The organism is Amycolatopsis sp. NPDC005232 (assembly GCF_040607795.1).
GTDB lineage: Bacteria > Actinomycetota > Actinomycetes > Mycobacteriales > Pseudonocardiaceae > Amycolatopsis.
Genome location: NZ_JBEXHL010000039.1, coordinates 58,806 through 77,617 on the forward strand (window position 1 = coordinate 58,806; position 18,812 = coordinate 77,617).

The window sequence follows — 18,812 nt, forward strand, 5'->3', positions numbered from 1 at the left end:
AACGGTGAGGGGACCAGAAGGTGGTTCAGACCACTGCCATGATCAATGCTGCCACGACGAAGCCGCTGACGGAAAGGACCGTTTCGAGTGCGGTCCACGTTTTCAGCGTCTGGGGCACGGAAAGACCGAAGTAACGCGACACGATCCAGAACCCGCCGTCGTTCACGTGGGAGGCGATGATCGAGCCCGCGGAGATCGCGATCACGATCAGGGCCAGCTGCGGTTGCGAGTAGTGCAGCTCGACCACCGTCGGCGCGACGATGCCGCTCGTGGTCACGATCGCGACCGTCGCCGAGCCCTGCGCGATGCGCATGCCGCAGCTGATGATGTACGCCGCGAAGATCACCGGCAGGCCCGCGTCGCCGAGTGAGCCGGCCACGGCTTTGCCGATGCCGGTCGCCGAGAGCACCGCTCCGAAGAATGAGCCCGCCCCCACCACCAGCAGGATCATCGCGACCGGGCGCAGCGCGTTCGTCGACAGCTGCGCCAGGTCCGCGCCCGTCATGCCGCGGCGGCGGCCCAGCAGCCACGACGCGAGCAGCGTCGCGATCGTCAGCGCGATGGCCGGGGTGCCCAGGAATGCCGCGACCCCGGCGGCGGCGGAGTTCTTCGGCAGCACGATGCTGCCGAACGTGCCCACGAGGATCAGCACGAGCGGGATCGCGATGATGCCGCTGACCAGGCCGAGCGAAGGCGGGTCTGTGGCTTCGTCCTCGTCGTCACCGGCGAGCTTCGCGAATTCCTCGGCGAGCGGCACGTTCACGCGTTTGCCGATCCAGGTCGAGTAGAGGATGCCGCCGATGAACCACGCGGGGATGCCGCAGACCGCACCCATCAGGATGAGCCAGCCGAGGTCCACGTGCAGCAGCCCGGCGGCAGCGACCGGCCCGGGGTGCGGCGGGATGAACGCGTGCGTGATCGACAGACCCGCCAGCAGCGGCATCGCGTACAGCACGATCGAACGGCCGCCCTGCTTGGCCGCGGCGTAAACGAGCGGTGCCAGCACGAAGATGCCGATGTCGAAGAACACTGGGATGCCGAAGATCAGGCCGGACAGGCCCATCGCGAGCGGCGCGCGTTTCTCGCCGAAGGAGCGCAGCAGCGCCGAGGTCAGCACGCGGGCGCCACCGGAGCGTTCGAGGATCGACCCCAGCAGCGTGCCGAGGCCGATGATCGCCGTGATGTGCCCGAGGATGCTGCCGAACCCCTTTTCCAGCAAGGAGTCCGACGTCTTCTGCGCGGTGCCGACCAGCGTGCCCACCGGCAGCCCGGCGGCCAGCGCGGTGAGCACACCCACCACGATCAGCGCGATGAACGGTTCGACCTTGACCTTGATGATGAGCACGAGCAGGACGGCGATCGAAACCGCGGCGAGCGTGAGCAGACCGCCGGTCGTGGTCTGCAGCCAGTGGATCATCGGCCCCTCCCGGGGTGACGAAGGGAATGGCCGGCGAGGGCGCCGGTGGGGTGGGTGTCCTCGATCGCGGCGACGCCGTTCACGAAGACGTGGGAGATCCCCTCGGCGGGCTGCCTCGGGTTTTCGAACGTGGCGGTGTCGGTGATCGTGGCGGGATCGAACAACACCAGGTCGGCCGCGTACCCGGGGCGCACGAGGCCCCGGTCGGCGAGCCGCAGCCGCCGCGCCGCGCGCCCGGTGAGGTGCGCGACGCAGTCGGCCAGCCCGAGCACGCCCAGTTCACGGACGTAGCGGGCGAGGTAACGGGGGAACGTGCCCCAGGCCCGCGGGTGCGGCCGGTTGCCGACGAGCAGGCCGTCGGAACCGCCGGTGTGCGTGCGGTGGCGCATGATGGCCCGCACGTTCTCCTCGTGGCCGATGTGCATCAGGCACGAGGTGCCGAGTCGCTCGTCGATCAGCGTGGCGAAGTACACCTCGGCGGGCGTTTTACCTTGCGCCCGCGCGGACTCCGCGACGCTGTGGCCCACGAGGCCGGCGTTGCTCTGCCGGCGCACGCCGTTGATCTCGATGCCGGACCAGTCGATGGGCACGCCGTGCGCGCCGTCCGAGCCGGTCTCCTCGATCTCGACGCGGATCCGCTCGCGGGTGTCCGCATCGGACAGTCGCGCGAGCGTCGCGTCGAGCCCGCCCTCGGTGGCCCAGCTCGGCAGCAGCGCCGACAGGTAGGTGGCGCCCGGCAGGTATGGGTAGGTGTCGAGGGTGATGTCTCCGCCGGCGTCGAGGGCGTCGTCCAGCAGCTTCAGCAGCTCCGGCGCTTTGCCCTTGTTGACGGAGAAGTTCATCGTGGCGTGCGCGAGGTGCAGCGGGCAGTCCGCGCGGCGCGAAACGTCGACCATCTCGGCGAAGGCCTCCAATGCGCCCGCGCCGTAGCTGCGGTGATGGGGGCTGTAGTAGCCGCCGCGCTCGCCGACCACGCGGCACAGCTCGACGAGCTCGGCCGTGTCCGCGTACATGCCCGGCGTGTAGGTGAGCCCCGAGGACAGTCCGAAAGCGCCTTCTTCGAGGCCGGTCGCGATCAGCTCTTTCATGCGGTCGAGCTCGGCGTCGGTCGCCGGCCGGTTCTCCCAGCCGACGGCGAGCATCCGGACCGTGCCCTGCGGCACGAGGTAGGCGGCGTTCACGGCGACGCCGCGGTCGAGCCGGTCGAGGTACTCGCCGACCGAGCGCCAGTTCCAGTCGAAGCCGGCCGGGTCGTCGTTCCAGCCGGCGAGCTGCTGGCGCAGGGCTTCGAGCACGGTGTCGTCGACCGGCGCGTACGAGAGGCCGTCCTGCCCGAGCACCTCGGTGGTCACACCCTGGGAGACTTTCGCGAGGTGGTCCGGGTTCGTGAGCAGCTGCAGGTCGGAGTGCGAGTGCATGTCGATGAACCCGGGCGCGAGCACGAGGCCGTCGGCGTCCAGAACGCGCTTTCCGGTGAGCGAGCCCGGCTCGGCGACCTCGATGATGCGGTCGCCGGTGATCCCGACGTCGCGGCGGGCCAGCGGGTCGCCGGTGCCGTCCGCGACCTGGGCGCCGCGGAAGACGGTGTCCATCAGCGCACATCCATCAGAACCACGTCCGCACGAAGTCGACGACCGTCTCGCCGTCGGTGTCCACCACCGGCAGCAGCGGCCACTTGTCGAACGTCGTGCACGGGTGCGAAAGCCCGAGCCGCACCCAGTCGCCGATCTCGACGGGCGAATCCGGGGGCAGCGCGAGGAACGCGTGCTGGTCGTTGAGCTTCGTCACGGCGTGGCCGGTCAGCTCGGCGTTGACGCCGTTCTTGCGCAGTAGCTGCGGCTCCGGCATGCCCTCGTCGTAGGGCAGATCGCGCTTGCCGGCGGTGAGCAGCGCCAGCTCGGGAGTGGGCTTCGAGGTGACCTGCGCCCACGCGTGCAGCGCGGCGTGGAACGGCGCGACGCCGGTCAGGCGCGGGTGCGCGCCGAGCGGTGAGATCTCGCGGTAGAAGCCGTCGTCATGAGTCACGTAGGCGCCGCTGCGCAGGATCGGCAGCACGTCCAGGCCATCCGGCCACGGTTTCGTGAGCTCCTGGGCCACGCGGTCGAAATACGCGCTGCCGCCGGCCGTCACGTAGACCTGGCCTTCGGCGAGCAGGCCCTTGTCCGCGAACGCGATCGCCGAGTCGCGCAGGGTGTCCACATAGGAACTGATCTTGGCCAGGGCGGCGTCGTCGGTGTCGTGCGACAGCGCGCCCTCGTAACCGCCGGTGCCGCGCAACCGCAGCACCGGGCTCTTGGCGATGGCCTCGGCCACGGCCAGCGCGGTTTCGGGGTCGCGCACCCCTGTGCGCCCGCCTGCGCCGCCCAGTTCGACGAGCACGTCGACCGGACGCGCGGACCCGGCCAGCGCCTCGGTCATCAGCTCGACGCCCCGCACGGAGTCGGCCCAGCACACGAACTCGAACGCCGGGTCCGCCGCCAGCTCGGCCGCGACCCAGCGCAGGCCCGCCGGATCCACGAGCTGGTTGGCCAGCAGGATCCGCGAGACGCCGAACGCGCGATAGATCCGCAGGTGCCCGGCGTTGGCGGCGGTGACGCCCCACGCGCCGTGCTCGAGCTGGCGCGCGAACAGCTCGGGCGCCATCGTGGTCTTGCCGTGCGGCGCGAGCGCGATCCCGTGCCCGCCGCACCACGCGGCCATGGTGGCGAGGTTGTGCTCCAGCGCCGCGGCGTCGAGCACCACGAACGGGCCGAAGAAGCCGTCGGCGAACAGGTTCGCGCGCCGGGCCGCGGCCTCGTCGAGGGTGAGCCCGGCCAGCGCGGGCGCGATCGCGCGGAAGCGCCAGTCGATCTTCTCGTCCCGGCCGGCGCGGACGGCGGCGATCAGGGCGGCGTGCTCGGAGCTGTTCATCGATTCAGACCTCGTGGACCGAATATGGTTGCGTATAGTGCAACGGGCGTTGCGCAAAATGCGAGACATAGGTGTAGCATCCGGTTCGCCACAGGTCAACGGGGTGACGGAACAGGGAGAAAGTCAGTGACCAGCCCGCCCGAGGTGCTCTGCATCGGCGAGTCGATGGCCCTGTTCGTGCCGGCCGAACCCGGCCCACCCGAACAGGTGCGCAGCTGGCTGCGCACTTTCGGCGGCGCCGAGTCGAATGTCGCGTGCCACCTGCCCGCGCTCGGTGTTCCGAGCGCGTGGGTGAGCGCGGTCGGCGACGACCCGTTCGGCCGCGCGCTGGTGCGGGAGATCGCTTCGGCCGGCGTCGACGTGGGCGGTGTCGAGATCGATCCGGTGCGTCCGACGGGCCTGTACGTCAAGGAAAGCGGCGCCCAGGGAAGCCCGGTGCGTTATTACCGCACCGGTTCGGCCGCCTCGGCGCTCGGACCGGACCTCGTGAGCCGGCTGCACCTCGACGGCGTGCGCGTGCTGCACCTGTCCGGGATCACGCCCGCGTTGTCGGCCAGTTGCCTCGCGCTCGTGCGCGCGGTGCTGGAGGCCCCGCGCGGCGAGCGGCTCGTGTCGTTCGACGTCAACCACCGGCCCGCGCTGGGGCAGGACGTCTCCGTGCTCGGGGAGCTGGCCGGACGCGCCGACCTCGTGCTCACCGGCGACGACGAGGCCGAACGAGTGTGGGGGACCGGTGACCCCGCACGGCTGCGGAAGCTGCTGCCCGGGCCACGCACCCTCGTGGTGAAGCACGGCGAACGCGGCGCGACGCTCGTCGAAGGCGAGGCGGCGCCGGTGTTCGAACCCGCGCTGCGCGTGGACGTGGTCGAGCCGGTCGGTGCGGGCGACGCGTTCGCGGCCGGGTTCCTCGCCGCCACCCTGCGCGGCGCCGACCCGTCGACCCGGCTGCGCCGCGGGCACCTGCAGGCCGCCGCGACCCTGCTGACCCACGACGACGTCGGCGTGCCCCTGCCCGCCCCCGTGGTGGATACGCTGCTGCGCGCGGACGCCGAAGAGTGGAGCGCGGCCCGCCTGACGGGAGAGGGCGTGGTGGTGAGGTGAGCCAGAGCCTGGACCGGGCGCTGACTGTGCTGGCCGGGCTCGCCCGCGGCGCGAAGACGCTGGACGAGCTCGCCGAGGAGATCGGCGTGCACAAGACGACCGTGCTGCGGCTGTTGCGCACACTCGAGTCGCACCACTTCGTGCGCCGCGAGGGAACCCGCCACTACCGCCTCGGCAGCGCGCTGTTCGACCTCGCGAACCAGGCGCTGGAAGACTACGACGTGCGCCGCAGCTCTCACGACTCGCTCGCGGCGCTCAACATCCGCACCGGGCACACCGTGCACCTCGCGTCCTACGAAGACGGCGAAGTCGTCTACATCGACAAGTTCGAGGGCCACCACTCCGTGAGGATGTACTCGCGCATCGGCAAACGCGCGCCCCTGCACTGCACCGCCGTCGGCAAGGTTCTCGTGGCCGCGATGCCGGGGGCGCGGCGCGAGGAGATCGCGCGATCGCTGGACTACGTGGTGCTCACGCCGAACACGATCACCTCACCCGAGGCGTACCTGGCGGAACTGGAGAAGGTCGCCGAACGCGGTTACGCCGTGGACAACGCCGAGCACGAGGACTTCATCCACTGCATCGCGGCCCCCGTGCGCGGTGCGGCCGGCGAGGTGCTGGCCGCGGCGTCGATGTCGGTGCCGAAGGTGCTGCTGGACTACGACGGCCTGCTCGCGCTCGTGCCCGAGCTGAGGGCCGCCACCGACGAGGCTTCCGTCCACAGTGGATGGACGGGGAACGGAAAGGGGTAATGATGGGCAAGACGGCGATCACGACCGAGAACGCGCCGAAGCCGCCGGCGAAGTTCTCGCAGGCCGTCCGCAAGGGCAACATCCTGCAGGTCGCGGGCACGGTCGCGTTCGACCCCACGACCGGCGCGGTCGTCGGCGACGACATCGCGACGCAGACGCGGCAGGTGTTCAAGAACATCGAGGCCCTGCTCACCGAGGCCGGTTCGGGCTGGGCCGACGCGGTGATGGTGCGCGTGTACCTCACCGACACGAGCCACTTCGCGCCGTTCAACGAGGTCTACAACGAGCTGATCGGCGACGGCCCGCACTCGGCCCGCACCACGGTCTACGTCGGCCTGCCCGCCGGTCTCCTCGTGGAGATCGACGTGCTCTGCGTGCTCGACTGAGTTCGGTGCACTGAGTTTCGCCGGGTTCGCCTGGGCTCGCCGGGGTGGCGGGCCCAGGCTCCCGGGTCAGCCCAGCACGCTCGTGTAGGCGTTGATCGCCGGCTGGCCGCCGAGGTGCGCGTAGAGCACGTTCGACTCGCGGGGGATCTCGCCGGTGCGGACGAGATCGATGAGCCCGGCCATGGACTTCCCCTCGTACACGGGGTCGGTGATCATGCCCTCGAGTCGCGCCGCCGTGCGGATCGCGTCCAGTGTGGACTCGTCGGGGATGCCGTAGACGCCGGCGTGGTAGCGCTCGTCGAGGAGCACGTCGCCGATGCCGGGTGCGCCGATGAGCTCCGCGGTGTTCTTGGCGATGCGGGTGATCTGGTCGCGCGTCTCGGCGGGCTTGGCCGACGCGTCGATCCCGAGGATCCGGCGGGGCCGTCCGCTCAGCGCGGCGCCCGCCACCATCCCGGCCTGAGTGCTGCCGGTGACCGAGCAGACCACCACGGTGTCGAAGAAGACGCCGAGCTCGCGCTCCTGTTCTTCCAGCTCCGCGACCCAACCCGCGAAGCCGAGCCCGCCCAGCGGGTGGTCGGACGCGCCGGCCGGGATGGCGTACGGCTTCCCGCCGCCGTCCTGGACCTCCGCGAGGACCTGCTCCCAGCTTTCCTTGAAGCCGATGCCGAAGCCGGCCTCGACGAGCCGCACGTCGGCGCCCAGGATCCGCGACAGCTGGATGTTGCCGACCTTGTCGTGCAGCGGGTCGTGCCAGTCGACCCAGCTTTCCTGCACCAGCACGGCTTTCAGGCCCGCGCGGGCCGCGGCCGCGGCGACCTGACGGGTGTGGTTGGACTGCACGCCGCCGATGGAGACGAGCGTGTCGGCGCCCTGGGCGAGCGCGTCGGCCACGAGGTACTCGAGCTTGCGGGTCTTGTTGCCGCCGTAGGCGAGACCGGAGTTGAGGTCTTCGCGTTTGGCCCACACGGCCGCACCGCCGAGGTGCTCGGTAAGGCGGTCGAGCCGGTGGATCGGCGACGGGCCGATCATCAGCGGGAAACGCGGGAAGTCGGCGAGGCTCACGGGATCTCCAGGGTTTCGGCGGTTTCCAGGGTGGCTTCGAGGTCGGACCAGATGGTCGAGGTGACGGCGGCGGCGGTTTCGGCGTCACTGGCTTCGATCGCGTCGACGAGTTCGGTGTGCCGCCGGATCGAGCGGTGCGCGGGAAGAGAGCTGAAGCGCGCGTACTCGAGCCGGCGCAGCAGCGGGGTGTAGCGCTCGAGCGTCGCGGCGACGGCGCGGTTGCCGCACGCGCGTACCGGCACGTCGTGCAGTTCGTCGTCGGCGGCGATCGCCGCGGCGACGTCACCCGAATCGACTGCGGCGGCGAAGCGCTCGTTGGCCGCGCGCATCGCGGCGACCTGCTCGATGCCGAGCCGGGGGAGGGCCTGGCGGATGGCGAACTCGTGCAGCGCGCGGACGAGCTGAACGGCGTCGCGCACCTCGTCGCCCGAGATCGCGGCCACGCGCGTGTAGCTCTGCGGCTTGGACTCGACGAGCCCGTCGCCGGCCAGGCGCAGCAAGGCCTGGCGCACGGGAGCGCGCGACAGGCCGAGCTCTTCGGCCAGGTCGGCGTCGCGCAGCGGGGTGCCGGGCGCGAGGCTGCCGTCGATGATGGCCTGGCGGATGCGGTCGTAAGCCTCGTCGCGCAGCAGCGGCCGGGTGACTTTGGGAAGCGGACTCACATCTAACATGTTAGATGTCTTTCGAGCTGTTCGACAAGGCCTTCGGGACTCTGGGACGACGAAGGCCCGTCCGCGGGGTGGCGGACGGGCCTCGGAAGCGACGGTCAGTAGACCGGGCCGGTGTACTTCTCGCCCGGGCCTTGGCCCGGCGCGTCGGGGACGGCGGAAGCTTCGCGGAACGCCTTCTGCAACGACTGCAACCCGTCGCGAAGCGGGCCGGCGTGCAGGCCCAGGTACTCTACGGACGACGTGACGAGCCCGGCCAGTGCCGTGATGAGCCGGCGCGCCTCGTCGAGGTCGCGGTGGGGCGAGGTGTCCGGGTCGGCGTCGGCCAGGCCCAGGCGTTCGGCGGCGGCCGACATCAGCATCACGGCCGCGCGGCTGATCACCTCGACGCTCGGGATGTCCTCCAGGTCGCGGACGTCCGGGGAATAGGCGGGCTGCTGGGGGGAATACGGGGGCTGCGGCGAAGGTTGTTCTGACACGTCTGGTACCCTTCCACGAGCGACCAGCCCCTGAGGAATCGGGGGCGGCAAGTGGAGCCCCGCTCCCACCCGCGTCACCGCCTCAGGTGTCCGGGTCCGGTCTCGCCGAAGTGGTGGATGTCGGTACATCTGTCATTTCGGCGAAGCGTTCGATCCTTCGTGATCGGGCGCGATCGGAGACAGAGCGGGCCCCGTGAACCGGCACGATGCCGGAGACGGGGCCTGAGTCATGTGGGCACCAGGTCGAGAAGAGAAGTAGTCACTCGGACCAAGGAGGCCCCATCAGCTCCGAGACACGCATCAACGAACGTATCCGGGTGCCGGAAGTCCGGCTCGTCGGACCCAACGGCGAGCAGGTCGGCATCGTCCGGATCGAAGATGCGCTGCGGCTGGCACAGGAGAACGATCTCGACCTCGTCGAGGTCGCGCCTCAGGCCCGCCCGCCCGTATGCAAGCTCATGGACTTCGGCAAGTTCAAGTACGAGAGCGCGCAGAAGGCCCGCGAGTCCCGCCGCAACCAGCAGTTGACCGTCATCAAGGAACAGAAGCTGCGTCCGAAGATCGACCAGCACGACTACGAGACCAAGAAGGGTCACGTGTCGCGGTTCCTGGCGGCAGGCAACAAGGTCAAGGTCACGATCATGTTCCGCGGCCGCGAGCAGTCCCGGCCGGAGCTCGGTTTCCGGCTGCTGCAGAAGCTGGCCGACGACGTGACCGAGCTGGGCTTCGTCGAATCGTCGCCCAAGCAGGACGGTCGCAACATGATCATGGTGCTGGCCCCGCACAAGAACGTGAAGCCCAAGGCCGTCAAGGCCGAGGCCGAGGTGCCCGAGGCGTAACGCCTCCCGCAGCGCCGACCAGCACAGTCAGCGGCACACCGGGGGACCGGTGTGCCGCCGCACGGAAGAGGACAGAACAACCATGCCGAAGATGAAGACGCACAGCGGTACGTCCAAGCGGATCCGCGTGACGGGCACGGGCAAGCTGCGCCGCCAGAAGGCCGGCCGCCGGCACCTGATGGAGAAGAAGTCCAACCGCCTCACCCGCCGTCTCGAGGGCACCACGGAGCTCTCCAAGACCGAGGCCGGCCGGGTCAAGCGCCTGCTCGGGATCTGACTCTCCCCGTACTCGCACCACATCACTCCGGGGTCTCCGCGCCCCCTGAAACCGACAGGATGGACCAGTGGCACGCGTCAAGCGGGCGGTCAACGCCCAGAAGAAGCGTCGCGCAACTCTCGAACTGGCCAGCGGCTACCGCGGCCAGCGTTCGCGGCTGTACCGCAAGGCCAAGGAGCAGACGCTTCACTCGCTCAACTACGCCTACCGCGACCGCCGTGCGCGCAAGGGTGACTTCCGCCAGCTGTGGATCACCCGTATCAACGCGGCCGCTCGGGCCAACGGCGTGACCTACAACCGGTTCATCCAGGGCCTCAAGGTCGCCGGTGTCGAGGTCGACCGCAAGATCCTCGCGGACCTCGCGGTCAACGACGCCGCCGCCTTCACGGCGCTCGCCGAGCTCGCCAAGGCGAACGTCAACACCGGCGAAGCGAAGTCGGCCTGACCGGCAGTTTTCCGCGACCCGGGGCGGTCACGTTCACCGAACGGACCCCCCGGGTCGTTGCTGCGCGCAAACTGACGCGCCGCGCGGAACGCGAAAAGACCGGCCGCTTCCTGGCCGAGGGCGTCAACGCCGTCGAGGCCGCTTTGGCCCACGGCACCGTTTTCGAGCTGTTCGCCACGGAACGCGCGGCTTCCGCGCACCCCGAGTTGATGGCCGCCGCTTCCTCGGCGGGTGTGGCCGTTTCGCTCATCACCGACCGCGCCGCCGACGGCCTGTCGGAAACCGTGACCCCGCAAGGCCTCGTGGCCGTGTGCGCCCTGGTCGACCGTCCACTCTCGACGGTGCTGACCGGCGCTCGCCTGGTGGTCGTCCTGGTGGACGTCGCCGAACCCGGCAACGCCGGCACCGTGATCCGCGTCGCCGACGCCGCGGGCGCCGACGCCGTGATCCTCGCGGGCGACACCGTCGACCCCCACAACGGCAAGAGCGTCCGCGCCGCCGCCGGCAGCACCTTCCACGTCCCGCTGGCCCGCGAGCGCGACATCCCGTCGGTGTTCACGTCGCTGAGCGCCGCCGGCCTGCGCACCCTGGCCGCCCACGGCTACGCGGACACTTCGCTCGACGAGATCACGTTCGGTGACCCGGTCGCGTGGATCTTCGGCAACGAGGCGCACGGCCTGTCCCAGGCCGTCCTGTCGGCGGCCGACGCCGCCGTCCGCATCCCGTTGTACGGCAAAGCCGAAAGCCTCAACCTGGCCACGGCGGCCGCTGTCTGCGTGTACACGGCCGCGATGGCCGCGCACCGCTGACCGGCGCCGTCGCGCGCGGCCGATCACGGCCGGTGCGGGGGCGGGCTCCTTAGCGGAGGGTGAGCGGCCGGGGCCGGTGGCCGATCCCCTAGACTGGGCTGCCCGATGTGCACGTGCGGCTTCCTGCCCGTGCGCTGCCGCTCAACCCGTCCCAGCGGACGCCGAGGAGTCATGTCCGGAGCCACAGACAAGCCGGTCGACGTGCTCGCACCGGAAACCCTGCGTGCGGCGATCAAGGCGGCCGAAGAGGCCTTCGCGGGTGCCACCGACCTGGAGGCGCTCGCCGCCGTCAAGCCGGCGCACCTCGGGGACCAGGCACCGCTGCTGCTCGCGCGCCGGGCCATCGGCGCGCTGTCCAAGCAGGAGAAGGCCGACGCCGGCAAGCGGGTCAACGAGGCCCGCCAGGCCACCCAGGCCGCGTTCGACGAGCGCCGCGCGGTGCTGCAGGCCGAGCGGGACGAGCACGTGCTGCGCGAAGAGGCCGTCGACGTCACGCTGCCGTGGGACCAGATCCCGCGCGGCGCCCGGCACCCGATCAGCACCGTGTCCGAGCGCGTGGCCGACGCGTTCATCGCGATGGGCTACGAGGTCGCCGAAGGCCCCGAGCTCGAGGCTGAGTGGTTCAACTTCGACGCGCTGAACTTCGGCAAGGACCACCCCGCGCGTCAGCTGCAGGACACGTTCTACGTGGGCGAAGAGGACTCCGGCCTGGTGCTGCGCACGCACACCTCGCCGGTGCAGGCCCGCAGCCTCCTGCACCGCGACCTGCCGGTCTACGTCGTGTGCCCGGGCCGCACCTACCGCACCGACGAGCTGGACTCCACGCACACGCCGGTGTTCACGCAGGTCGAGGGCCTGGCCGTGGACAAGGGCATCACCATGGCCCACCTCAAGGGCACGCTCGACGCGTTCGCGCGCGCGATGTTCGGCGAGAGCTCCAAGACGCGGCTGCGCCCGCACTTCTTCCCCTTCACCGAGCCGTCCGCCGAGGTGGACGTGTGGTTCGAGGAGAAGAAGGGCGGCCCCGGCTGGGTCGAGTGGGGCGGCTGCGGCATGGTCAACCCCAACGTGCTGCGCGCGTGCGGCGTCGATCCCGAGGTGTACTCGGGCTTCGCGTTCGGCATGGGCATCGAGCGGACCCTGCAGTTCCGCAACGGCATCCCGGACATGCGCGACATGGTCGAAGGCGACGTCCGGTTCACCCTTCCCTTCGGAACGGAGGCGTAGTGCGAGTCCCGGTGAGCTGGCTGACCGAGCACCTCGACGTGGGTGACGAGGTCACGCCCCAGGACCTGGCCGACGCCTTCGTTCGGATCGGGATCGAGGTCGACGAGCTGAGCGAGCTCGGCCCCGTGACCGGCCCGCTCGTGGTCGGGCGCGTCGCCGAAATCGAGGAGCTGACGGGCTTCAAGAAGCCGGTGCGGTTCTGCCGCGTCGAGGTCGGCGAGGAGCCGGAGTCCGAAGAGGACACCGCCGCGTCCGATGAGGACGATGACGAGGACGACGAAGGCCCCATCGAGAACGAGGGCCCCCACGGCATCAAGACCCGCGGCATCGTCTGCGGCGCCAGCAACTTCGCCGAGGGCGACCTCGTCGTGGTCGCGCTGCCGGGCGTCGTGCTGCCGGGCGACTTCGAGATCGCCGCGCGCAAGACGTACGGCAAGGTCAGCGACGGCATGATCTGCTCCGCCAAGGAGCTGGGCCTCGGCGAAGACCACAGCGGCATCCTCGTGCTGCCGCCGGGCACCGCGAGCCCTGGCGACGACGCCAAGGAGCTGCTGGGTCTGTCCGACACCGTCATCGAGGTCACGCCGACCCCGGACCGCGGCTACGCGCTGTCGATCCGCGGCCTCGCGCGCGAGCTGTCCAACGCGCTCGACGTGCCCTTCGGCGACCCCGCGAACATCGACATCCCCGAGGCCGAGGGCGACGCGTGGCCGGTGCGGGTCGAGGACCCCGAAGGCTGCCCGCGGTTCGTGCTGCGCCGCGTGAAGGGCCTCGACGCGACGGCGCCGTCGCCCTGGTGGATGCGCCGCCGGCTGATGCTCGCCGGGATCCGGTCGATCTCGCTGGCCGTCGACGTCACCAACTACGTGATGCTCGAACTCGGGCACCCGCTCCACGCGTTCGCGACCACCGCCATCCAGGGCGACCTGGTGGTGCGGCGCGCGAAGGCGGGGGAGAAGCTGACCACTTTGGACGACGTCGTGCGCACGCTCGACGCCGACGACATCGTGATCGCCGACGACTCCGGCGTGATCTCGCTCGCGGGCACCATGGGTGGCGCCGGCACGGAGATCACCCCGGAGAGCACCGACGTGCTCCTCGAGGCGGCGCATTGGAACCCCGCGTCGATCAGCCGCACGGCGCGGCGCCACAAGCTGTTCTCCGAGGCGGCCAAGCGCTTCGAGCGCTTCACCGACCCGGGCCTGTGCGCGGTCGCGGTCGAGCTGGCTGCCAGGCTGCTGCGCCAGTACGGCGAGGGCGCCATCCAGCCCGGCCGCACCGACGAGGGCGGCGTCGCGCCGCTGGCGCCGGTCACCATGCCGATCAACCTGCCCGACCAGGTGGCGGGCGTGCGCTACGAGCGCGGCGTCACCGTTCGGCGGCTCACCCAGATCGGCTGCAAGGTCCAGGTGAGCATCAGCGACGCGGGCATCTCGTCGGTCACCGCGACCCCGCCGAGCTGGCGCGCCGACCTCGTGCAGCCCGCCGACCTCGTCGAGGAGGTGCTGCGGCTCGAGGGCTACGAGAGCATCCCGTCGGTTCTGCCTGCGGCGCCCGCGGGCCGTGGCCTCACCGAAGAGCAGAAGCGCCGCCGCGGTGTCGCCCGTGCTCTGGCCGAGGCGGGTTACGTCGAGGTCCTGCCCTTCCCGTTCGTGGGCGACTCGGTGTGGGACTCCTTCGGCCTGCCCGAGGACGACGTGCGCCGCAAGACCGTCCGCGTGCGCAACCCGCTCGAAGCCGACCACGACCGCATGTCGACGACGCTCCTGCCCGGCCTGCTCGACACGCTGCAGCGCAACGTGTCCCGCGGCATGAAGGACGTGTCGCTCTTCCACATCGGCCAGGTCGTGCTGCCGAAGCCGCACCAGCTGAAGGTGCCGGACCTCGGCGTCGAGCACCGGCCGAGCGACGAAGAGCTTGCCGTGCTGGAAGCCGCCGTGCCCGCCCAGCCGGTGCACGTCGCCGTCGTGCTCACCGGCCTGCGCCGCCGCGCCGGTTGGTGGGGCAAGGGCGAGCCGGCCGGCTGGGCCGACGCCGTCGAGGCCGCCCGCCTCGTGGCCGAGGCCTCCGGCGTGGAGCTCACGGTGCAGGCGGCCGACCTCCCACCGTGGCACCCGGGCCGCTGCGCCCAGCTGCGCGTGGGCGACTGGCCGGTGGGCCACGCCGGCGAGCTGCACCCCAAGGTCGTCGAGGCCCTGGGCCTGCCGCCGCGCACGGTCGCCATGGAGCTCGACCTCGACGCCATCCCGCTGCCGGACTCCCGCCCGGCACCGAGCGTCTCGGCCTACCCGCCGGTGCTGCTCGACGTCGCCCTGGTCGCCGGCTCCGACGTCCCGTCCGCCGACCTCGCCGAGGTCCTGCGCGCGGGCGCCGGCGAACTCCTCGAAGACATCGCGCTCTTCGACGTCTACACCGGCACCCAAATCGGCGAAGGCAAGCAGTCCCTGGCCTACAAGCTCCGCTTCCGGGCCCCGGACCGCACCCTGACGGTCGACGAAGCCACCAAGGCCCGCGACGCCGCCGTCGCCGCCGCCGGCGACCGCTTCGGAGCGACGCTGCGGGCTTGAACGCCGCAGCACCACCTGACCGATCTCGGTCCAGTGGGCCGGAAACACCGCCTCGCCGCGGAGTTTCCGGCCCACTGCCGTTTCTCCGCTGTCGGCTCTCCACCCGGTGCCCGCCCCGGGCGCTGGGTGCTGGTGCCTGCCCCGGCGCCGGTCTCGGGCGCCTGCCGCGGGTGCTCGCCGCGAGCGGCCGACCCGGATGCTGCGAGTGCCCGTCCCTGGACCTGCCTCAGGCGGCCACCCAGTTACCGGCCTCGGGTGTCCGCCCCGGGTAGCTGCTCCGGGCGTCCGCCGCGAGTGGCGACCCGACTGTGCCCCGGTGCCTGCGCTGAGTACCCGTCTCAGCGGCCCAGTTCGCGGCTGTCCTCTCGGCCTCCGTCAAGGGATCGCCCGCGTCATCCAGGCCTTGCGCTCCGCTCGGCGACACACGACTGCTGCTGCGCGTCCTACCTCCGAGCTCACCCGGTTGCGGGTCCGGCAGCCCACTCGCCGTACCGTCATCGGCTGCTGATGCCGCACCTGGCGGCTCCTGCTCGCTCCGTGCCTGGTCGCTCCCTTCGTCCGGTCGTGGATCTCTGTCAGGTCAGGTTCTTCACAGCCTCCCGTGTGGACAGTGGTGACAGCCCCGGGTGGTCGCGCACAAAGGAGCGAACCCAGTCCGGATCCGTTTTCGCGTGGTCGCGCAACGCCCAGCCGATGCCCTTCCTCAGAAAGAAATCCGGATCAGCGCTGTTGGCTTCGATCGCCGTCGTCAAGAGGGTGCGGTCGACGTCCGTCTTCGCCGACACCTGGCAGATGACCGAGGTGCGGCGCCGCCAGCGGTCGGGGTCGGTGGACCAGCGCAGCAGCACCGGCGTGACTTCCGCGCGGTACTCCCGCAGGATCGGCCCGACGCGGCGGATCGCGACCTCGTCGACGAAGTCCCACCACGCACCGTCCACGATGAGCTCCTCGTAGAGGCCGAGCAGGTCCGGGTCCTGCCACCGCCGGTACGCGCGGTGACCCGACAGGTCGATCGCCGCGTAGCGCTCCTCGCGGAATTCCGCGTCGCGCCACAGGACCAGCACGGTCGTTGAAAAACTCACCCGATCGGGCAGAACGTGAGCGGCGAGGACCTCCTTCATGAGCGCGGCGCGCCCCGGTTTGGCCACCCCGCGATACGGCATCACCGACTTCATGTAAGCCTGCATGGCGGGCGCTTTCCCCGGGTCCGCTCGGGCGGCGAGTCCGGTTCGGACAGCCGAGATCAACGCCTTGTCCACACCCATCCGCGGTCACCTCCACCGCGCCGGCCACCGGCGGGCGACGGCTGGCGCAACTCGTGTCGTGCGAGGAGATTGTTCCGGGTTGTCGGTAGTTTCGACCAATTCGGGTAACCCGCGAGCGAAGAGGGCCACCGTGAAGAAAATCCTTGCTGTCCTGGCCGCCGCGGGTGTCGCGGTCGGGACGATGGCCGCCGCGCCGGCGGCCACAGCTGTGCCGGGGTCGGCGAAGCCGGGCTACACCCCGCCGTCGATCAGCTGGGGGCCGTGCCAGACCACGAGCCTGAAGAACGCCGGTGCCGAGTGCGGATTCCTCGTGGTCCCGATGGACTACGCGACGCCCTCCGGCACCAAGGTGCAGGTCGCCGTGTCGCGGATCAAGCACAAGTCCGCGCAGTACCAGGGCGTGATGCTGGTCAACCCCGGTGGCCCCGGCGGTTCCGGGCTCGGGCTCTCGGTGCTCGGTCAGTACGTACCGCACGGCGCAGGCGAGACCTACGACTGGATCGGCTTCGACCCGCGCGGCGTCGGCTCCAGCAAGCCGGCCGTGACGTGCGACGGCGGCTACTTCTCCTACGACCGCCCGCCGTACGTGCCTTCGACGCCGCAGCTCGAGCACACCTGGCTCGCCAAGGCCAAGGGCTACGCGAAGGCGTGTGCGAAGAACGGCGCGATCCTCGACCACATCAAGACCACCGACGTCGCGCAGGACATGGACAGCCTCCGCGTGGCGCTGGGGGAGAAGCAGATCAACTACTACGGCTTCTCCTACGGCACTTACCTCGGCCAGGTCTACAGCACGCTGTACCCGAAGAACGTGCGCCGCATGGTGCTCGACGGCAACGTCGACCCGGGCAAGGTCTGGTACGAGGCCAACCTGGACCAGGACGTGGCCTTCGACCGCAACATCAAGATCTACTTCGGCTGGCTCGCGAAGTACGACAGCGTCTACCACCTCGGCAAGACCGAGGCGACGGTGGAGAAGCTCTGGTACGACCAGCAGAAGAAGCTCGACCGCTCCGCCGCCGGCGGCGTGATCGGCGGCGACGAGTGGACCGACGTCTTCCTGCAGGCCGGCTACTACGTGTTCGGCTGGGAGGACCTGGCCAAGGCGTTCGACGGCTGGGTGCACCGCGGCGACTGGCAGACGCTCAAGAACCTCTACGACGGCTCCAACCCGCCCGGTGACGACAACGGGTACGCCGTGTACAGCGCCGTCCAGTGCACCGACGTGCAGTGGCCGGTCGGCTGGAACCGCTGGCGCCTCGACAACTGGACGACCTACTTCCGCGCTCCGTTCGAGACTTGGGGCAACGCGTGGTTCAACGCGCCTTGCCGCGACTGGCCCGCCAAGGCCGGCAAGCCGGTGAAGGTCGACGGCGGCAAGGTCGGCGGGGTGCTGCTCATCAGCGAGGAGCTCGACGCGGCGACGCCGTACGCGGGCAGCCTCGCCGTGCGCAAGCTGTTCCCGAAGTCGAGCCTGATCAGCGCCCCCGGCGGCACCACGCACGCCGGCTCGCTGTCCGGTGTCGCCTGCGTGGACGACAAGGTCGCCGACTACCTCGCGACCGGCGCGCTGCCGAAGCGCACCTCGGGCAACCACTCCGACGCGCACTGCGACCCGGTGCCACCGCCGGTCCCGGCGGCGGACGCGCAGCAGAAGAGCGAGGCACCAGCTCCGGCCCAGGCCAAAACGGGCGCGCTGTCGCACTTCTGATCCTTTCCTCCCGGTGCCCCGGTCCGGTCCGCCGGACCGGGGCACCCTCTGTCTGTGCTCCGGTACTGATCCGTGCCCCTTCACCGATCCCCCTCGCTCGCTGTTCGTGATCGCTTGAGGACGCTACGACAGGGGTCCGACAATTTCGGAGCGCAGCGACCCGGGCACGGGCCGTGAGCGGATTCTGTCGGGGGTGGGCGCTACCTTCGCCGCCATGACGATCATCGAAGAGCATCGGACCGAGGTCCGGGCCGGAAACGTCCAGTATCAGATCGTCGTCGTCGCCCGCCCGGGCGAGACGGCCGAGCAGCGCCGCGTCACGGTCACCGTGGGCGGCGAAGGGCCCGACGGAGAGTCCGTCGTGCACGGCAGGCTCGACCTCGACACCACCGTGGTCCCCGCGGTGGCCGATCTCCTGGCCGGCAGCCTCCACGCGTTCGCGGGCGGGCCGCGCCGAAGATCGGGCGAACGGCCCGCGCAGCAAGGGAAACCGTGGAGCGCCGAGCTCGACGCGGAGCTGGAGTCCGCGTGGCTCGCGGGCGACACGGTCGCCGAGCTGGCCCGCCGGTTCGAGCGCACGGCGGGTGGTATCCGCTCGCGCCTGCCGCGCGTCGGCTGCGATCCGGAACGGCCGGGGCACCACCTGCCCGCGCCGCCGAGCCTGCGCGAGTCCGCCGAGGGGGAGGAATGAGCAGCCGTGCCCGCGGCCCTCGTGGCCGCGGGCACGGCCCCGGCGAGTCCACTCGATCGGGTGAAGCGCGAACAGTCCGGTCGCCGCGATGCCGGGAGCTGCGACAACGGTCCGGACGACCGGGGTGGACGGCCTGGCTCCGGCTCGGCATGGCAGGAAACACACTTGGCCCAGCGGAATCCTGTTTGTTTGAAATTGCATGG

The 18,812-nt window shown here is 70.7% G+C and carries 18 protein-coding genes; 11 read left to right on the forward strand and 7 right to left on the reverse strand.

Features of this window, described 5'->3' with window-relative positions; genetic code table 11:
- Positions 1–25 precede the first annotated feature (25 nt).
- The 3 genes from ABZU76_RS43530 to ABZU76_RS43540 are packed head-to-tail and all read right to left on the reverse strand — an operon-like array spanning position 26 to position 4,327.
- The gene (locus ABZU76_RS43530) at positions 26–1,417 is read right to left on the reverse strand and encodes a gluconate:H+ symporter (RefSeq protein WP_354881834.1); all 1,392 of its coding nucleotides are present in this window, start codon (positions 1,415–1,417) and stop codon (positions 26–28) included.
- The gene (locus ABZU76_RS43535; RefSeq protein ID WP_354881837.1) at positions 1,414–3,009 is read right to left on the reverse strand and encodes a D-aminoacylase; all 1,596 of its coding nucleotides are present in this window, start codon (positions 3,007–3,009) and stop codon (positions 1,414–1,416) included. Before ABZU76_RS43535 ends, ABZU76_RS43530 begins: the two co-directional genes overlap by 4 nt.
- 13 nt (positions 3,010–3,022) lie before the next feature.
- On the reverse strand, positions 3,023–4,327 hold the full coding sequence (locus ABZU76_RS43540) for an amino acid deaminase (protein WP_354881840.1): 1,305 nt from the start codon (positions 4,325–4,327) through the stop codon (positions 3,023–3,025).
- 126 nt (positions 4,328–4,453) lie between these two features.
- Here ABZU76_RS43540 and ABZU76_RS43545 point away from each other — a divergent pair, with 126 nt between their 5' ends.
- From ABZU76_RS43545 to ABZU76_RS43555, 3 genes are read left to right on the forward strand one after another with little or no spacing between them, the layout of a single operon-like run.
- The gene (locus ABZU76_RS43545; RefSeq protein WP_354881843.1) at positions 4,454–5,428 is read left to right on the forward strand and encodes a sugar kinase; all 975 of its coding nucleotides are present in this window, start codon (positions 4,454–4,456) and stop codon (positions 5,426–5,428) included.
- Positions 5,425–6,180: an IclR family transcriptional regulator gene (locus tag ABZU76_RS43550; RefSeq protein WP_354881846.1), complete on the forward strand. Its 756-nt coding sequence runs from the start codon at positions 5,425–5,427 to the stop codon at positions 6,178–6,180. The genes ABZU76_RS43545 and ABZU76_RS43550 overlap by 4 nt, the downstream gene beginning before the upstream one ends.
- A 2-nt stretch (positions 6,181–6,182) precedes the next feature.
- Positions 6,183–6,566: a RidA family protein gene (locus ABZU76_RS43555; protein WP_354881849.1), complete on the forward strand. Its 384-nt coding sequence runs from the start codon at positions 6,183–6,185 to the stop codon at positions 6,564–6,566.
- 66 nt (positions 6,567–6,632) lie between these two features.
- On the opposite strand, the gene ABZU76_RS43560 is transcribed toward ABZU76_RS43555, so the two are convergent.
- The 3 genes from ABZU76_RS43560 to ABZU76_RS43570 all read right to left on the reverse strand — a co-directional run bounded on the left by ABZU76_RS43560 (position 6,633) and on the right by ABZU76_RS43570 (position 8,778).
- Positions 6,633–7,631 (reverse strand): 1-aminocyclopropane-1-carboxylate deaminase, encoded by a 999-nt coding sequence (locus tag ABZU76_RS43560; protein WP_354881852.1) that lies wholly within the window; start codon positions 7,629–7,631, stop codon positions 6,633–6,635.
- On the reverse strand, positions 7,628–8,293 hold the full coding sequence (locus tag ABZU76_RS43565) for a GntR family transcriptional regulator (RefSeq protein WP_354881855.1): 666 nt from the start codon (positions 8,291–8,293) through the stop codon (positions 7,628–7,630). Before ABZU76_RS43565 ends, ABZU76_RS43560 begins: the two co-directional genes overlap by 4 nt.
- A 104-nt stretch (positions 8,294–8,397) precedes the next feature.
- Positions 8,398–8,778 carry a DUF1844 domain-containing protein gene (locus ABZU76_RS43570; RefSeq protein WP_354881858.1) on the reverse strand — a complete coding sequence of 127 codons (381 nt, stop codon included), beginning with the start codon at positions 8,776–8,778 and terminating at the stop codon, positions 8,398–8,400.
- Positions 8,779–8,984: 206 nt separating this feature from the next.
- On the opposite strand from ABZU76_RS43570, the gene infC reads away from it, so the two are divergent.
- The 6 genes from infC (at position 8,985) to pheT (ending at position 14,942) form a co-directional block, all read left to right on the forward strand.
- The gene (gene infC / locus ABZU76_RS43575; RefSeq protein WP_220241960.1) at positions 8,985–9,617 is read left to right on the forward strand and encodes a translation initiation factor IF-3; all 633 of its coding nucleotides are present in this window, start codon (positions 8,985–8,987) and stop codon (positions 9,615–9,617) included.
- An 82-nt stretch (positions 9,618–9,699) separates the two neighbouring features.
- Positions 9,700–9,894, forward strand: coding sequence for a 50S ribosomal protein L35 (gene rpmI / locus ABZU76_RS43580; protein ID WP_220241959.1), 195 nt, complete (start codon positions 9,700–9,702; stop codon positions 9,892–9,894).
- A gap of 67 nt (positions 9,895–9,961) precedes the next feature.
- Complete coding sequence (rplT, locus tag ABZU76_RS43585) at positions 9,962–10,339, forward strand: 50S ribosomal protein L20 (protein WP_220241958.1); 378 nt, start codon at positions 9,962–9,964, stop codon at positions 10,337–10,339.
- Positions 10,336–11,148 carry an RNA methyltransferase gene (locus ABZU76_RS43590; protein ID WP_354881894.1) on the forward strand — a complete coding sequence of 271 codons (813 nt, stop codon included), beginning with the start codon at positions 10,336–10,338 and terminating at the stop codon, positions 11,146–11,148. The genes rplT and ABZU76_RS43590 overlap by 4 nt, the downstream gene beginning before the upstream one ends.
- Positions 11,149–11,319: 171 nt before the next feature.
- Positions 11,320–12,375: a phenylalanine--tRNA ligase subunit alpha gene (pheS, locus tag ABZU76_RS43595; RefSeq protein ID WP_354881863.1), complete on the forward strand. Its 1,056-nt coding sequence runs from the start codon at positions 11,320–11,322 to the stop codon at positions 12,373–12,375.
- Positions 12,375–14,942 (forward strand): phenylalanine--tRNA ligase subunit beta, encoded by a 2,568-nt coding sequence (gene pheT / locus ABZU76_RS43600; RefSeq protein WP_354881865.1) that lies wholly within the window; start codon positions 12,375–12,377, stop codon positions 14,940–14,942. Before pheS ends, pheT begins: the two co-directional genes overlap by 1 nt.
- Positions 14,943–15,517: 575 nt before the next feature.
- Here the strand turns inward: pheT and ABZU76_RS43605 are convergent.
- Entirely contained in the window at positions 15,518–16,207 is a 690-nt protein-coding gene (locus ABZU76_RS43605) for a DNA alkylation repair protein (protein WP_354881866.1), read from the reverse strand.
- Between the two features lie 130 nt (positions 16,208–16,337).
- Here ABZU76_RS43605 and ABZU76_RS43610 point away from each other — a divergent pair, with 130 nt between their 5' ends.
- Positions 16,338–17,918, forward strand: a complete 1,581-nt coding sequence (locus ABZU76_RS43610) for an alpha/beta hydrolase (protein ID WP_354881868.1) — start codon at positions 16,338–16,340, stop codon at positions 17,916–17,918.
- Positions 17,919–18,132: 214 nt separating this feature from the next.
- Entirely contained in the window at positions 18,133–18,609 is a 477-nt protein-coding gene (locus ABZU76_RS43615; protein WP_354881871.1) for a helix-turn-helix domain containing protein, read from the forward strand.
- The last annotated feature ends 203 nt before the right edge of the window (positions 18,610–18,812 follow it).

Coding starts and splice junctions, on each gene's coding strand:
- ABZU76_RS43530 (WP_354881834.1), bottom strand. CDS start 1,417: ATGATCCACTGGCTGCAGACCACGACCGGCGGTCTGCTCACGCTCGCC.
- ABZU76_RS43535 (WP_354881837.1), bottom strand. CDS start 3,009: ATGGACACCGTCTTCCGCGGCGCCCAGGTCGCGGACGGCACCGGCGAC.
- ABZU76_RS43540 (WP_354881840.1), bottom strand. CDS start 4,327: ATGAACAGCTCCGAGCACGCCGCCCTGATCGCCGCCGTCCGCGCCGGC.
- ABZU76_RS43555 (WP_354881849.1), top strand. CDS start 6,183: ATGGGCAAGACGGCGATCACGACCGAGAACGCGCCGAAGCCGCCGGCG.
- infC (WP_220241960.1), top strand. CDS start 8,985: ATGCCGGAGACGGGGCCTGAGTCATGTGGGCACCAGGTCGAGAAGAGA.
- rpmI (WP_220241959.1), top strand. CDS start 9,700: ATGCCGAAGATGAAGACGCACAGCGGTACGTCCAAGCGGATCCGCGTG.
- pheS (WP_354881863.1), top strand. CDS start 11,320: ATGTCCGGAGCCACAGACAAGCCGGTCGACGTGCTCGCACCGGAAACC.
- ABZU76_RS43605 (WP_354881866.1), bottom strand. CDS start 16,207: ATGGGTGTGGACAAGGCGTTGATCTCGGCTGTCCGAACCGGACTCGCC.
- ABZU76_RS43615 (WP_354881871.1), top strand. CDS start 18,133: ATGACGATCATCGAAGAGCATCGGACCGAGGTCCGGGCCGGAAACGTC.